Below are 15,569 nucleotides of genomic sequence, written 5' to 3' on the forward strand. Positions count from 1 at the left end.
TTCAGAGGATTTTTTTAATGTTTTGAAAAAAGATTCTTTGTCTAAATAGGGGATAATGCCCGCCTGAAGCAAGAAATAACTCTACCCCTCCTGGGTGATACGTACTGCTCGGTAGTTTCCAGCGCTTGCGGGTTAATAACTCCACCTCCCCTGGGTAATACCCTCCCCCAGCACCATCAGCATCTTCAGCCAGCACCACTCGACGACCATGAGAATCAACCGAAAAACTACTCACAACACGCCGCTGCTCAGACGTATAAACAACCTTCATCACAGTCTCCTAAAAACTCCAAGAAACTGTCCGAACCCCCAAATGGCCAATAAGCCAATAAGCCCAGATGGGACTCTCCAACGAAAAACCCCGTGATCTCAACGAAATCACGGGGTGCGCTGCGGAGAGCGAGGGATTCGAACCCCCGGTGCCATTGCTGACACAACGGTTTTCAAGACCGTCACCTTCGGCCACTCGGTCAGCTCTCCTGACTCACCCATTCTAACCGAATATCCGCTCTCATCAAATACACACCCATGCGGAACAGCACACAAATGCACTCTTGCGTCCTATGCACGTACTTCAAAGCCGCACAAAAACACTAAGAGACATGCAGGGGACCTCCACTCAATTCAATCTCAAAACCAGAGCCAACAACGTGCGCCTCAATGCAACACTCGCACACACGCCTTCACACACCACCCACTACAAATGACTGGTATCAATCGGCACACCTTCATAATCCACTGTCGTATCAAAACCAGATAAACCATCATGACGAGACCTCACATATCCACAACAAATACACGGCCTTTCGTCCTTTTTCTCCTCCGCATTTCGTCGCTCACCCCGATATAAGGCCATCCTTCATCCCTCAATACGGGCATAACCCCCCTCAGCCTGACCCAGCATGACACACTGTTATTTATGCATGAAAGAGCTGGCACAGTTGCACTTCCGGATGACCTTATTGACGTTAATGAAGTCACTTCCGCCTACTACGACATCGAACCAGACCCTGCACATCCTGGGCAACAAGTCGTTTTCGGAACATCTGGACACCGAGGCTCATCTTTAGATGGCGCTTTCAATGAGGCACACATTGTTGCCACAACTGCCGCAATTATTGAATACCGTGCCGCACAAGGCATTGACGGTCCTCTATTTATCGGACGAGACACTCACGCGCTTTCTGAACCCGCATGGCGTACCGCTTTAGAAGTCCTTGCCGCCGCTGGCGTTCACGTCAACATTGACTCACGCGGTTCATACACGCCAACTCCCGCCGTATCCGTCGCTATTTTGTGCGCAAATGGCGCCCCCGGCCCCGTCCGAACCACAGGTAGCGGACTTGCTGATGGCATCGTGGTTACGCCCTCACATAATCCTCCACGTGACGGCGGATTCAAATACAACCCCCCTCATGGTGGGCCAGCAGATTCCGACGCGACCGGCTGGATTGCTTCTCGGGCAAATGAAATCCTGTCAGCTGGATGGCAGTCAGTTCCTCGCATTACCGGGTCGGCGCTTTTTGAACACCCATGCATTCACGCATACGACTATTTAGATAACTACGTCAGCCAGCTTGAACAAGTGATCGACATTGACGCTATCCGTAAAGCCGGGGTTCGTATTGGCGCGGACCCACTTGGCGGCGCCTCGGTTGATTATTGGGCGGCAATTGGTGAACGATACGGGCTGGAATTAACGGTCGTTAACCCGTCAGTTGACCCATCATGGCCGTTCATGACTTTGGACTGGGATGGCAAGATCCGCATGGACTGTTCTTCGCCTTATGCGATGGCTTCTTTGCGTCACATCATGACTCCTGACGATCAAGAACGAACACCCTATGACATTGCCACAGGTAATGACGCAGATTCTGACCGTCATGGCATTGTCACAGCGGATGGGTTAATGAATCCAAATCATTACCTCGCTGTCGCTATTGAGTATTTAATGACTCATCGCCCCCAGTGGCCAGCGAATGCGGCAGTTGGTAAAACCTTGGTGTCCTCATCGTTGATTGATCGTGTTGTTGCTTCTTTAGGGCGCACGCTGATTGAGGTTCCTGTGGGCTTTAAGTACTTTGTCCCAGGATTATTGGATGGCTCTGTTGGTTTCGGTGGTGAAGAATCTGCTGGAGCGTCTTTCTTACGTAAAGATGGCAGCGTATGGTCCACTGATAAAGACGGTATTATCTTGGCTTTGCTGGCTTCAGAAATCCTTGCTGTCACAGGTAAAACACCTTCCCAGTTACATGAGGAACAGGTTGCACGTTTTGGTGCTTCCACATATGCGCGCATTGACGCAGCTGCTTCACGTGAAGAAAAAGCAAAACTAGCAGCTTTAGATCCCTGTGATGTGAGCGCAACAGAGCTTGCTGGGGATCCGATCACAGCTAAATTAGTGCGCGCCCCCGGTAATGATGCGTCTATTGGTGGCCTTAAAGTGACAACTGACTTTGCATGGTTTGCAGCGCGGCCATCGGGAACTGAGGACGTGTACAAGATTTATGCTGAGTCATTCCGCTCAGATGAGCATTTACATCAGGTTCAAGAAGCCGCAAAAGCGCTTGTGTCACAGGCATTAGGGCGAGGCTGAATATCTGAGGAGGAATCTGGGCACGAGCACGTTAATTGACTGAAACAAGAACAGTTTAAGTCACACGCACACTGCCGCTTTTTCTTAATCACACGCCCTCTGTACCGGTCCTCACATTGACTGATACAGAGGGTTCATCATGTACTGCAACTTACAAGCGAATACAGGGTGTTCGCAGGAAGTTCATGCAGTTTTCTTGCGCTCTCCACAGTCCTTACACGCAGCACGAATGCGAGCGTCACGCACATCACATCATGTACTCACATCAGCACAGTATCGCAATAACAGTGCGAGAAAAAACACGCACTCATGCGAAGCCATGCCAGTGCCTTCCACATAGGATGTTTATATATGTTTTCAGCGTATTCGCAGATATTAAAAATCCCCGGAGCGGCACGTTTTAGCCTAGCTGGGGCAGTTTTACGTACCCCCATGTCAATGATGGGGATTTCTACTATTTTGTCCGTTAAAGCAATTTATGGAAATTACACGATTGCAGGCCTCCTCACAGCATCAAGTATTGTCGCCGCCGCAATAACGGCTCCGATCTTGGCCCGCCTCGTTGATCGACATGGGCAACTACGCACAATGGGACCTTCCCTCACTGTTTGCGGCATATCCGTCATCGCCCTTATTACCTGTTTTTTCTTGGCAGCACCTCTGTGGCTTGTTTTTATTTTCAGTATCATCAGCGGAGCAACATCAGGGTCGCCTGGAGCTTTAGTACGCTCACGATGGCTGAAAGTCACGGCATCTTCACCAACGCACTTGCCAACCGCCTACGCCCTCGAATCAGCAATTGATGAGCTGATTTACATTGTTGGACCAATCTTGGCAACAATATTAGGCGCGTCAATCCATCCCACAACAGGTTTGGTTTTATCTGCACTATGCACATCGGTCGGCGGTTACGCTTTCCTATCGCAACGCAGTACAGAACCCACACCTATGACACACACAGATGAGCACACTTCGGCTCCATCGGTGCTACGTGACCCTGCTGTTATTGTCCTTGTGCTGACTTATATAGGTGCGGGCGCTCTTTTTGGAGCAAACGATGTTTCTGTCATTGCATTCGCTGAAGAACAAGGGGCACCAGCCTACTCAGGTATATTGCTGGCAGTTTTCGCTTTAGGTTCACTATGCGCTGCTTTGATCTACGGGTCACGCACATGGTTGCACCCTCTGTGGAAATTATTCGCTGTAGGTGTTTTCGCACTTGCCTTGGGTGTGAGCACTTTCCTTTGTGCGAATAACCTGTGGGTTCTTGGCACAGTTATGCTCATCAGTGGCCTTACTTGTGCGCCAACACTGACAAATGTCAACATGATTATTACCAAGATTGTGCGCCCTCAGCAGCTCACTGAAGGGCTTGCGTGGATGAGTACGTCTTTGACTTTAGGCGTCTCTTTAGGTTCTGCCGTCGCCGGACCGGCAATTGATTCATCGTCGTCTTATGGCGGCTTTATTGTGATGGTGATTTTTGCGTGGATCATGGTTGCAGTCATGCTTGCAGGTTTGTCACGCCTACGCCGCGGGGTCGAAAAACCTGCTATGCAACCCTCAGATCTCCTCGACGCTTGATGCGTCACGACTTACTCATCGTCTGCGAGCCGACAGGGCCTGCACGATATCACTCATGAAATGTCGCTCATACGATTTTGACGTGAATATCAACAGATAACATCTGTCATACATCAACATGCGCTGGACTACCATGGTGACTAGAATCAACCATCCGACACGTTATAACGATCCATACTACGAGGTTCCACGTGAGAGCAGATCTTCTCATTGATGACGAAACCCCCTCACCCCTGCTTTCTTTCATTAACTACATGGGTGAGTCATGTTCATCTGCCATTGCTCACGCACTCATTCCTCTAGGGTTCCGCACAGGTGTCGTAGGTTTTGGCGGGCAAGGCAGCACGCAGCAGGCACGTATCCTTGGCCGAGTTATTATGGACCGTACAGACGACCAGCGGCTCTGGTTGAAAAACAAACGCGGATGGCGTCAATTCTTTGACGCACAAGTTCCCCGACAACCCGTTATCGTTACCGTTGGTCGCACCCGCACCATGACATATGCGGATCGCGGAGGCTACATTGACCTCGTGATTCACAACCACGGACTCACACCCGGTTGGCATACTGCATGGATTCAGGTTCTCCACCCTCAGGATATGAAAAATCTGAGCGCACGCCCCCAAGGTATGCGTACAGGAAAAATACGTGCACGTCACCCCGTCCCTATTGCTTTGCGTATCATCGGCCCTGACGAAAAAATCGGTGTTATCTCTGACATTGATGATACTGTGATGGTTTCGATGGTTCCTCGCGTGTTGATCGCAGCGAAACACTCTTTTATTGACCATGTATCTGAACGTGAAGCGGTGCCTGGTATGCCAGAGCTACTGCGTGCATTGACTTTGGGTTTTTCTGGAAATCCAAAGGCTGTACATCCCCCCGTTTTATACCTGTCCACAGGTGCGTGGAATGTTCTGCCTACTGTGCGTGACTTTTTAGAACGTGCTGGATACCCGCACGGGGGATTCTTGATGACAGATTTTGGCCCATCCAATACCGGCTGGTTCCGTTCAGGTCCAGAACATAAACGCCGTGAATTACGCCGTCTTGCCACAGAATATCCGCATATGAAATGGTTCCTTGTTGGTGATGATGGGCAACGCGATCCAGAAATTTACGCAGAATTTGCCCGTGAGCATCCCACTAATGTTGCTGGCATAGCGATTCGTTCACTCTCTCACTTTGAACAGTTCATGTCCCATTATTCTTTTGAATCAATGGTCCCACAGGCTCTAAAAAACGTGCCCGACAGCATTCCTGTGTGGTTTGGTCGGGACGGTTTTGATTTGCTACGTGAGGTGTCCACTCATTCAAGCCATCGCACGTGATTCTTTTATAACCCGATGAATGAGGGCGAAATATTTTTACCTATGTCACATGATCCGTGTTACTCGACATTCATCATATTCACTGTGACATGTATGAACCCTGCCTTAGTCCATACCAAGGACAGGCCTAAAGTCGCACAAAATCAATGTTTCTTTCATTAATAGCAGACATTTTCGAAAGGAATTTATCAAATCTTTGCAATGTGATGTTATCGCTTTGCGATATTCTGTTATCTCTTTGCAATCATCAGATAATGGACAAGAAAAAGGCAGATTCTACTGCTCATTTACACTCAACAATGTACGCAGGATATCTCGAAACCGAGATGACCTTTCCTCAATACAGGAGACATACATGAAATTCAAGAGAATGTGGATTGCAGTTCCCACTGCACTTGCTCTTGCACTTACCGCTTGCTCCGGCGGCACTTCTTCAAATACTGCAGCCAGTGGCGAAACAGCCGGGGATCCAACTCGACTCATCAAAGCATGGTCTGGCGAACCGCAGAACCCACTCATTCCAGCAAATACGAATGAAGTGAACGGGGCAAAAATCATTAACCAGGTCATGGCTGGTTTGGTTTACTACGACCTCACAGGTAAAACCAAGATGGATGTCGCTGAGTCCATCACCTCTGACGATGACACCCTGTGGACCGTTAAGTTGCAAAAGGACCGCAAATTCTCTGACGGCACACCTGTAAAAGCTCATAACTTCGTTGACGCATGGAAGATGGGCGCAAAGGAAGCGATGCTTTCTGCCAGCTTCTACGCTGATATTGAAGGTGCCGACGATGAAGGTAACGGTGACCTCACTGGCCTTAACGTTGTCGATGACTACACTTTCACCATCAAACTCAAGCAACCAGTTTCCGACTGGCCTGACCGTATGGGTTATGCCGCTTACTTCCCGTTGGCAGATTCCACACTCACAGATCCTGAAGCCGGTGGCGAAAAGCCCGTAGGTAACGGCCCATACATGCTTGAATCATGGACTCACCAAGTGGGCGCGAAGCTACTTCCAAACCCACACTACGTCGGTGACAACAAGCCGAAGAATAATGGTATTGACTTGGTGTTCTACACCTCTCTTGACGCTGCCTATCAGGATCTATCCGCTAATAACCTGGACATCTTGGATGCCATTCCGGATTCAGCATTCACCAGCTACATGCAAGACCTCCAAAACCGTGGCTTGAATCAGCCATCCGCTGTATTCCAAGCATTCACCATTGGTGGTCTTGACCACTTCACCGGCGAAGAAGGTAAACTCCGTCGCCAAGCTATCTCCATGGCAATCAACCGTGAAGAAATCACTGAAGCAATCTTTGCTGGTACACGTACACCTGCTAAAGACTTCACCTCTCCGGTTGTTGATGGTTTCAATGACAAGATCCCCGGTAACGAGGTCCTCAAGTACAACCCTGAAAAGGCAAAGGAACTGTGGGCAAAGGCTGACGCCATTTCACCGTGGTCCGGCTCTTTCAAGATTGCTTACAACTCTGACGGTGGCCACCAAGCATGGGTTGATGCAGTCGCCAACCAACTCAAGAACACCTTAGGAATTGACGCTGGAGGCAATCCCTACGCTGACTTCAAGTCATTCCGTAGCGATGTCACTAAGCGCTTAATCACCACAGCTTTCCGCGCAGGCTGGCAAGCTGACTACCCAGGGCAGTACAACTTCTTAGCTCCGTTGTACGGAACCGGTGGTAGCGCAAATGACGGCGACTACTCCAACCCTGAAGTTGACTCTCTGCTGAAGCAAGTATTCGCAGGCTCACACGAGGATTCCATCAAGACCCTCGAAAAGATCCAGCAGATCCTCTTTACAGAGCTTCCATCCATTCCGTTGTGGTACGCGAATACAACCTCAGGTTGGTCAGCTAATGTCGAGAACGTGAAATTCAAGTGGGACGGTGTACCGGACTACGTGAATATCACCGTGAAGTGACATATGACCACCAAAATCGTCATGAATAAATAATTCGTGGTGATTACTTCCAAAGGTGTGGCGAGCATGGCAACATGTTCGCCACACCTTTATTTTCACTTCATGTTTCGATATGTAGAAGATTCTTTTACAGCCGCATACATAATCAAATATCAATCGCACACAAAATTTGTGGGACAATGCCCAAAAAATCACGGGAAAAGAGGATTTTCTCTCCTCAATAGTGTGGCTCATGCCATTTAATGTGCCGTTTGCGCAATTTTTACCCTATGCTATCCACGTGTGCTTTAAGTAAACTCACTTACACACGCCGACCTCGTACTAGGTCGAAATCGACAGCACATTCAGCGGAGGATTCTGCTGAATTCCCCATCCCGAAGGACTTGTCCATGGCGCGCTACATCGGACGGAGGCTCCTACAGACCATCCCGGTCTTTTTCGGAGCAACGTTTCTGATCTTCGCAATGGTCTACCTGATGCCAGGTGACCCCGTTGCTGCCCTTGGTGGCGATAAAGGCCTCTCTGAGGCCGCTACTGCCCGAATCAAAGCAGAACATAACCTCGACAAACCCTTCTGGCTACAGTACCTGCTGTACCTCAAAGGCGTTTTCACCCTTGATTTTGGTAAAACATTCTCCGGTCAAGACGTCATATCGGTTATGGCACAAGCCTTCCCCGTTACCTTGCGTTTAGCGATCTACGCGCTGCTCATCGAAGCGATTCTTGGTATCGCCCTAGGCGTGATCGCAGGTATGCGACGCGGCGGCATTTTTGACTCCACCGTGCTTGTCCTCTCACTGTTGGTCATTTCTGTACCAACATTCGTTATCGGCTTCGTCATGCAGTTCATATTCGGCGTGAAACTCGGCTGGTTCCCCACAACGGTCACATCATCGGTTTCCGTTTATTCACTCACAATGCCAGCCATCGTTCTAGGCGCTGTTTCCCTAGCCTACGTCCTACGCTTGACACGTCAATCTATCTCCGAAAACGTCACCGCAGATTATGTGCGCACCGCACGCGCAAAAGGACTCCCCAACGGTCAGGTCATGCGTCGCCACATTCTGCGCAACTCCTTGATTCCTGTTGCAACATTCCTTGGCGGTGACTTAGGTTCCCTGATGGGCGGAGCAATCATCACCGAAGGTATTTTTAATATTAAAGGCGTAGGTGGCACCCTATGGATCGCCATTACTAAAGGTGAGCCTTCCACAGTTGTCTCTGTGACAACGCTGCTTGTCCTCGTATATATCCTCGCCAACTTGCTTGTTGACCTGTTATACGCCGTGCTTGACCCAAGGATCCGCTATGAGTGACCACATTCCCTCCGCGAATATCGCACGTACACGTGCTGGACAAAAGCACTACGTTTCCGACATTGATGAAACAGGCCTCGGCGCAGTTGATGCCGTAGCAGATGAATCAGCCCCTTCATCTATGTGGGGTGAAGCTTGGAAGAACCTACGCAAGAGGCCCCTGTTCTGGCTGTCATCCATCATCATTTTCTTTGCTATCATGATTTCGCTGTTCCCGCAGCTATTCACAAGTCTTGATCCGCAATTCTGCGAACTTGGAAATTCATTAAAACCAGCTACTTCAGGACACTTTTTCGGTTTCAACCGTCAAGGATGCGACATCTACGCACGAGTAATCTACGGTGCTCGCGCCTCGGTCACCGTCGGAGTTTTCACCACAATCCTCGTTGTCATTATCGGTGCTACTTTCGGCGCACTCGCAGGTTTCTTTGGCGGCTGGCTTGATTCGCTGCTCAGCCGCATTACAGACATATTCTTTGCAATCCCACTGCTGTTGGCCGCTATCGTCGTCATGCAAATGTTCAAAGAACACCGCAACGTGTGGATGGTCATATGCGTCCTCGCGGCTTTCGGTTGGACACAGATTGCCCGCATCACTCGCGGCGCTGTCCTATCAGCAAAGAACGAAGAATACGTGACTGCAGCCAAGGCCACTGGCGCTTCAAAAGCGCGTATCCTGCTCAGCCACATCCTGCCTAACTGCATGGCCCCAATCATCGTGTACGCCACAATTGCTTTGGGTACTTTCATTGTTGCTGAGGCTTCCCTGTCCTTCATGGGTATCGGTCTGCCATCATCAGCCGTGTCATGGGGTGTTGACATTTCACAAGCCCAGCAATCCCTACGCACACAACCAATGGTTTTGTTCTACCCTGCATTAGCTTTGGCGCTCACTGTTTTGAGCTTCATCATGATGGGTGACGCTGTACGCGAAGCCCTTGACCCGAAGGCGCGGAAGAAGTGAACGAGCATATGAATGACACTCCCCTCAACGATGACGCATTAGAAGCAGCCGTCACACGTACCGTCCTTGGCGAAAACGCTGAGGCAACCTCAGCACATGAGGAAACAGGCGACATTCATCCTGATGATGCGCAACCCCTGCTGAAAATCACAGACCTTGAAGTTACATTCACAACATCAACAGGTGTTGTCCCCGCTGTTCGTGGCGCTAACCTTGTCATCTACCCTGGCCAAACCGTCGCAATCGTCGGTGAGTCAGGTTCCGGAAAATCAACAACCGCTGCCGCTGTTATCGGCCTTTTGCCCGGCACAGGCAAAATCACAGGCGGTTCCATCGAATTTGACGGAAAAGACATCACAAGTCTCAGCCAGAAAGAATGGGAATCCCTGCGTGGTTCAGGTATCGGGTTAGTTCCTCAGGACCCCATGACAAACCTGAATCCTGTACTCCGCATCGGTAAGCAAGTCAGCGAATCACTGGTCGCTAACCACGTGGTACCAAAAAGCGAAGTCGGCCGCAGAGTCTCAGAACTCCTCGCTGAAGCTGGCCTACCTGACGCTGAACGACGCGCAAAACAATACCCCCATGAATTTTCTGGCGGTATGCGACAGCGTGTACTTATTGCCATTGGCATGGCTGCACGTCCAAAACTTCTGATTGCAGACGAACCTACCTCTGCTTTAGATGTCACCGTCCAACGTCGTATTCTGGATCACTTGGAAACCCTCACAAAGGACTTAGGAACAGCGGTCCTATTCATCACCCATGACCTCGGTTTAGCGGCTGAACGCGCCGAACAACTGGTTGTGATGCACCGTGGACGTATCGTGGAGTCTGGTCCCGCATTAGAGATTTTGCAGCACCCACAGCATCCGTACACGAAACGTCTGGTTTCCGCTGCCCCGTCCTTAGCATCAGCCCGTATCGAATCAGCTCATGCGCAAGGAATCTCTGTCACTGAGGAAGAACTCACCGGTTCTGGTCTGGGTTCCAGTTCCACCGAAGAAATTATCCGCGTTGAAAACCTCACCAAAGTTTTCGACGTTCGTGGTTCAAAAGGTGAAGCCAAGAAACTCATTGCAGTTGATGACGTGTCATTTGCGTTGCGTCGCGGAACAACCCTTGCCGTGGTCGGTGAATCAGGTTCAGGTAAATCAACTGCTGCGAACATGATTTTGCAGCTATTTAAGCCTACTTCCGGCAAAATCTACTTTGACGGGCAAGATACCTCGCAGATGAGCGAAAAAGAACTTTTCGCTCTGCGTCGTCGGCTACAGGCCGTATTCCAGAACCCTTACGGGTCACTGGATCCCATGTATTCGATTTTCCGTGTCATCGAAGAACCTCTGCGGGTCCACAAGTACGGGACCTTAGATTATGCACGCCAAGAAGTCGCGCGTGCTGAAAGCACAAATCGTAAGCCAGCTGAGTGGGCACAGATCCTCGTGGAAGCCGCAAACTCAGGTCGTCAGCTCACATCCCAAGAAAAACGTGATTTGGACCCACGACGTATCCGTGTACGTCGCGTTCAAGAGCTGCTGGACTTGGTTGCTTTGCCTCGTTCTGTTATGCGTCGCTATCCGAATGAACTTTCAGGTGGTCAACGTCAGCGTGTCGCTGTAGCCCGCGCTTTGGCATTAAGCCCTGAAGTTGTTATTTTGGATGAGGCAGTATCTGCATTGGATGTTCTGGTACAAAACCAGATCCTTTATCTGCTTAACGACCTGCAAGCGCAACTTGGTTTGTCTTACCTGTTCATCACGCATGACTTGGCTGTGGTCCGCCAGATCGCTGATGATGTCGTCGTCATGGAACATGGAAAACTGGTTGAAGCTGCAAGTTCCGATGATCTTTTTGCTCACCCGGTTCAAAACTACACGCGGGAACTTATTGACGCGGTTCCTGGACGTAAAATTCAGCTCAACCTCTGAGAGCTTACACCCAGTGCGGTTTGCGGAAGTTATCGAGAGTGTACTTCCGCAAACCGCACTGCTGTATCATCTGCGTATCGCCCTCACATGAGGACTCATCGTGTTCACGTCAAAACACGCCAATCGGCGTATTGCCACGGCTTATCTTCACGCACGTACGTATCGTCATACGCAGCCCACACATCCCACCATGGGCGAAAGACTTCACCGTCACGTGTTATCGCACGTTCTTTGCGGCAAGCTGCCCCTTGCTTCGCTTCCACCCAAATTACCCTGTCAGCATACTGAGCTGTTCGGGCTGTCACTATCGCGCACCCTTCAACGATGAGCGGTTGTAAAGGATTCAGTAAGCGAACAGCATCAGCTAGCTGCCTATCCCAATTCCACGTGTAATGTCCCAAACAGTTTCCCCGAGGTGCTGACATCAATAGTGGCGCTGACATCAATAAAGGCTGGCCGTGCGAACGAAAAGGTTGATGTGTTCCTGTGAGCATATGTTCAAGTGTTGCGCCACCAGATTCAAAGCCATGCCACCCGGGATACCAGTCATCTGCTCGAAGCACCTGTGCGTGTACTCCTGCCATACGCATCCCTTGGTATAAAGCATTCGTTAGCGTTGTTTTTCCAGCACCGGATTGACCTGAAATCAAAATCAACGGACGCAACCAACGTCCTTTTTTGCATCTGCCACGTACACGTTTCCCTCGCTGATGAATAGCAACAGAAAGGACATCACGTAAAACAGGGGCCGGCAGCAAAGACCCATCCCATTGATACTCAATCACCAACAACCACCGGGCATTGCCTCACATCAATAGAAATAACAACAGAACTTCCCACACTCAACACGTGTTGGGATTGCTGGGGCTGCGAAATATCAGTACCGGAAACCTGCGCCGATATGCAAAGGCCTTCTGTTTCACTGCGCAACGGATTTTCCGTGCGAATAACGACATCACCTACACGTACTTCGCTGAGGAAATATCCCCGAGCAGTGCGTACAGATAACACGACCCCCTGAATATACACTGTATCTTCTGTGAGGTTACGTGTCGCCTGAGATAAAATTTCACGTATATCTGCGTGGGAAATACATACTTTTGTACCTTCACACGTATCGGCCAGTCCGACAATTCGACATGCCACAGGCGATAAAGCCCGCCAATATGTGGGCTGTGAATCAGAAATATCCCCTGTGCCCTTATGAGAGCACGAAGTACTCTCAGCCGCATGATGCTGAGGCAGTGCGTGAGGGAACAAAGGAATATGCGGGCCGTACCCAAGGAATTCCGCAACATCTTTACGATCAGGATTTGCCCATAGTTGAGCCGGAGGTTTATAGGCAATAACCTGTCCCTCGCGCATAACCGCCACATAATCAGCAAGCGCAAATGCCTCATCCTGATCGTGCGTGACGTACACACCTGTACTGTGTGTTTCACGAAGAATACGACGAATATCTGCGCATAAGTGTTCACGCAAAGCACGATCAAGAGCTGACAATGGCTCATCCAGCAAGATCACTTGCGGCTGAGGAGCTAAAGAACGTGCCAGGGCAACACGTTGCGCTTGCCCACCCGACAGGGTTGAAATTTGCCTGTGAGCATACTGTTCCATACCGACAATACGTAGAACTTCCAACACACGTTCCCTGCGTTGTTCTCGTGTCATATGCCGTAATCCGTAGGCCACATTTCCAGCAACATTACGGTGAGGAAATAGTTGCCCATCTTGGAACATTACGCCAAATCCTCGACGATGTACCGGCACATTAACGACACTGCGGCCCTGCCAGTAAATATCACCTGTTGCCACGGGTTCAAGACCTGCGATAGCCCGCAAAAGGGATGATTTTCCTGAACCTGAAGCTCCAACGAGCGCGACAATACACCCTGCTGGAACTGTCATACTCACATGGTCAACAGCTGTTAGCGAACCATAACGTACACTCACCGACTCAAGGACAAGTCCTTCTGTTTCCCCTGCCGCATCATGAGAATCCACCAAGCCAAAAGATTCATTTCCTGATGAGGCGGCACAAATACGTGAAGTGAACACTTGAGTATCTGCTGTTTTTTCAGGCACCTGATTGGATGGGTGGGACATCACATACCTCCGGTTGTGTCAGGACGAGCGTGTTCCACGCAGACCATCATGGTTGCAGCCACCACAGCAAGTAATACCGCTGCGGCGAGCGCTACCCCTTGTTCAGCAGCGCTTGGACGAGAAATCAGGCGGTAAATGATGACCGGCAAAGTTGGGTGAGTTGGGCGCGCTAAGAATGCGGTCGCACCAAATTCACCAAGTGATGTTGCGCAAGCAAAACCTGCGGCGACTGCGCCTGCTCGAAGCACATACGACCCATCAATGGTGAACATTGCGCGTAAGGGAGTGGCCCCTAAAGTTGCTGCAGCTTCACGCAGACGCGGATCAATTGCTCGTAAAACTGGAGCGATCACTCGTACAACAAGAGGAATTGCTACCACTGCTTGCGCTATGGGAATCAAGAGGGGCCATGAACGTAAATCAAATGGTGGTTGCGTGAGCGTCACAAGGAAACCAAAACCTACTGTCACAGCAGACACACCCAAGGGGAGCATGAAAAAGGATTCCACCATATGCATGGCTGCGCGTCCCCCTGCAAAGCGTGGCTGACGGGTAACGACTAAAGACACCATCACACCGATGATGAGGGCGATACTTGCTGCTTGAATAGCGATAAGAACAGAATGTCCAAGTGCTTCGAGGGCGCTCACGCGGATTGCCGGTGAGACATCTGCTGAGCCTAAATCCAGCCAGTTTGCCCACGTGAACTGTCCGTTTCGTTGAAAAGAACGCCATATGAGGGCAAGAAGCGGGCTTAAAAGAAGGCCAGCTATAACGAGGGCAGTAATTACGAAAGGCGCGAGGTCACCTCGTGTTATTGAGTGTTCAACGGGAGCTGCACGTAACGCGAGTGCGCGTTCACCTTTTTTACGTGCGTAGCCTGCCGTAATCAAAGCAGCAGTGATAACGACAAGTTGAACAACAGATAAAACTGCTGCGCTACGTAAGTCAAGGAAAGCGGTAGTGAGGATGTAGATTTCAGATTCGATGGTCGATAAATCTGAGCCGCCGAGGATGAGGACAATTCCGAAAGCTGTCGCACAAAATAGAAAAACCACGCAAGCCACAGAAGCAATTGCTGGAAGTATGCACGGCAATGTTACTGTCAACCAGATACGTGCGGGTCGGGCACCAAGTGTGTGAGCAGCTTGAACCATACGCGGGTCAAGTCGTGACCATACTGCACCTACTGTGCGTACAACCAGTGAATAGTTGAAAAAAACCATTGCAGCGATAACTGAGGCTACACTCCCATCCACATGTAAAAATTCTAACCAGCCGCCTCTGGCGACAAGGGAACGGAAAGCAACACCAACCACAACACTCGGCAGCACGAAAGGAACCGCGACGATTGCTCGCGCAATGGCACGCCCTGGGAAACGACAGCAGTAAAGAATGTACGCACCGGGGATTCCAAGAAGGAGTGAAAGCACGGTCGCACACGTTGCCATACCAAGGGTCAGGCCGATGATCCGTAGTGTGCGTGGGCGTGAAAAAACTTCAGAGAATCCACTGAGGTCATAGGCACCTGCCTGGTCGATAAATCCTCGGGCGATAAGGGTCGCTGCTGGCCAGGCAAAAAAGATCAGCAGAAAAATAAGCGGAATGGCTATGAAAACACCCAGAATAGTAACGTGGAGTAAAGAAAAAGACAGGCGCGGCGTGCGGGTGAGTGTCTTTATGTGGGATGTGATCTGTTCCCATGTCATGACGTTTTCACCTGCCGCCTGCTCCTGTCCTTTACCTGTTTTCTTCACTGATTCTGTGCGTGTTTTACGCGGCTTTTA

At 50.2% G+C, this 15,569-nt stretch carries 11 protein-coding genes and 1 tRNA gene; 7 read left to right on the forward strand and 5 right to left on the reverse strand.

The features are described 5' to 3' along the window. Nucleotide 1: 1 nt before the first annotated feature. Nucleotides 2-274, reverse strand: coding sequence for a hypothetical protein (locus LRP57_RS06150; RefSeq protein WP_231205654.1), 273 nt, complete (start codon nt 272-274; stop codon nt 2-4). A gap of 119 nt (nt 275-393) precedes the next feature. Beyond that, a tRNA-Ser gene (locus LRP57_RS06155) sits at nt 394-480 on the reverse strand. Between the two features lie 439 nt (nt 481-919). Here LRP57_RS06155 and pgm point away from each other — a divergent pair. The 7 genes from pgm to LRP57_RS06190 all read left to right on the forward strand — a co-directional run bounded on the left by pgm (nt 920) and on the right by LRP57_RS06190 (nt 11,676). Next, nucleotides 920-2,596, forward strand: coding sequence for a phosphoglucomutase (alpha-D-glucose-1,6-bisphosphate-dependent) (gene pgm / locus LRP57_RS06160; RefSeq protein ID WP_231205655.1), 1,677 nt, complete (start codon nt 920-922; stop codon nt 2,594-2,596). A 351-nt stretch (nt 2,597-2,947) separates the two neighbouring features. Beyond that, entirely contained in the window at nt 2,948-4,180 is a 1,233-nt protein-coding gene (locus tag LRP57_RS06165) for an MFS transporter (RefSeq protein WP_231205656.1), read from the forward strand. 191 nt (nt 4,181-4,371) lie between these two features. Beyond that, entirely contained in the window at nt 4,372-5,511 is a 1,140-nt protein-coding gene (locus LRP57_RS06170) for an App1 family protein (RefSeq protein ID WP_231205657.1), read from the forward strand. 355 nt (nt 5,512-5,866) lie between these two features. Further along, nucleotides 5,867-7,465 (forward strand): peptide ABC transporter substrate-binding protein, encoded by a 1,599-nt coding sequence (locus tag LRP57_RS06175; protein ID WP_231205658.1) that lies wholly within the window; start codon nt 5,867-5,869, stop codon nt 7,463-7,465. Between the two features lie 389 nt (nt 7,466-7,854). Next, entirely contained in the window at nt 7,855-8,781 is a 927-nt protein-coding gene (locus LRP57_RS06180) for an ABC transporter permease (RefSeq protein ID WP_231205659.1), read from the forward strand. Then, complete coding sequence (locus LRP57_RS06185; RefSeq protein WP_231205660.1) at nt 8,774-9,745, forward strand: ABC transporter permease; 972 nt, start codon at nt 8,774-8,776, stop codon at nt 9,743-9,745. Before LRP57_RS06180 ends, LRP57_RS06185 begins: the two co-directional genes overlap by 8 nt. Nucleotides 9,746-9,753: 8 nt before the next feature. Next, the gene (locus LRP57_RS06190; protein ID WP_231205661.1) at nt 9,754-11,676 is read left to right on the forward strand and encodes a dipeptide ABC transporter ATP-binding protein; all 1,923 of its coding nucleotides are present in this window, start codon (nt 9,754-9,756) and stop codon (nt 11,674-11,676) included. Between the two features lie 104 nt (nt 11,677-11,780). Here LRP57_RS06190 and LRP57_RS06195 read toward each other — a convergent pair whose 3' ends face one another. Genes LRP57_RS06195 through LRP57_RS06205 form a run of 3 tightly spaced genes read right to left on the reverse strand, consistent with a single transcriptional unit; the run spans nt 11,781 to nt 15,539 of the window. Further along, the gene (locus LRP57_RS06195; protein ID WP_231205662.1) at nt 11,781-12,461 is read right to left on the reverse strand and encodes a hypothetical protein; all 681 of its coding nucleotides are present in this window, start codon (nt 12,459-12,461) and stop codon (nt 11,781-11,783) included. Beyond that, complete coding sequence (locus LRP57_RS06200; protein ID WP_231205663.1) at nt 12,454-13,782, reverse strand: ABC transporter ATP-binding protein; 1,329 nt, start codon at nt 13,780-13,782, stop codon at nt 12,454-12,456. The genes LRP57_RS06195 and LRP57_RS06200 overlap by 8 nt, the downstream gene beginning before the upstream one ends. Further along, complete coding sequence (locus tag LRP57_RS06205) at nt 13,782-15,539, reverse strand: ABC transporter permease (protein ID WP_231205664.1); 1,758 nt, start codon at nt 15,537-15,539, stop codon at nt 13,782-13,784. Before LRP57_RS06205 ends, LRP57_RS06200 begins: the two co-directional genes overlap by 1 nt. Between the last annotated feature and the right edge of the window lie 30 nt (nt 15,540-15,569).

The sequence above is a fragment of the Schaalia sp. lx-260 genome, from assembly GCF_021083645.1.
Classification (GTDB): Bacteria; Actinomycetota; Actinomycetes; order Actinomycetales; family Actinomycetaceae; genus Pauljensenia.

Bases quoted from the DNA above. Each gene is read 5' to 3' on its own strand.
- pgm (WP_231205655.1), top strand. From the start codon at position 920: ATGCATGAAAGAGCTGGCACAGTTGCACTTCCGGATGACCTTATTGAC.
- LRP57_RS06165 (WP_231205656.1), top strand. From the start codon at position 2,948: ATGTTTTCAGCGTATTCGCAGATATTAAAAATCCCCGGAGCGGCACGT.
- LRP57_RS06175 (WP_231205658.1), top strand. From the start codon at position 5,867: ATGAAATTCAAGAGAATGTGGATTGCAGTTCCCACTGCACTTGCTCTT.
- LRP57_RS06180 (WP_231205659.1), top strand. From the start codon at position 7,855: ATGGCGCGCTACATCGGACGGAGGCTCCTACAGACCATCCCGGTCTTT.
- LRP57_RS06185 (WP_231205660.1), top strand. From the start codon at position 8,774: ATGAGTGACCACATTCCCTCCGCGAATATCGCACGTACACGTGCTGGA.
- LRP57_RS06190 (WP_231205661.1), top strand. From the start codon at position 9,754: ATGAATGACACTCCCCTCAACGATGACGCATTAGAAGCAGCCGTCACA.
- LRP57_RS06200 (WP_231205663.1), bottom strand. From the start codon at position 13,782: ATGTCCCACCCATCCAATCAGGTGCCTGAAAAAACAGCAGATACTCAA.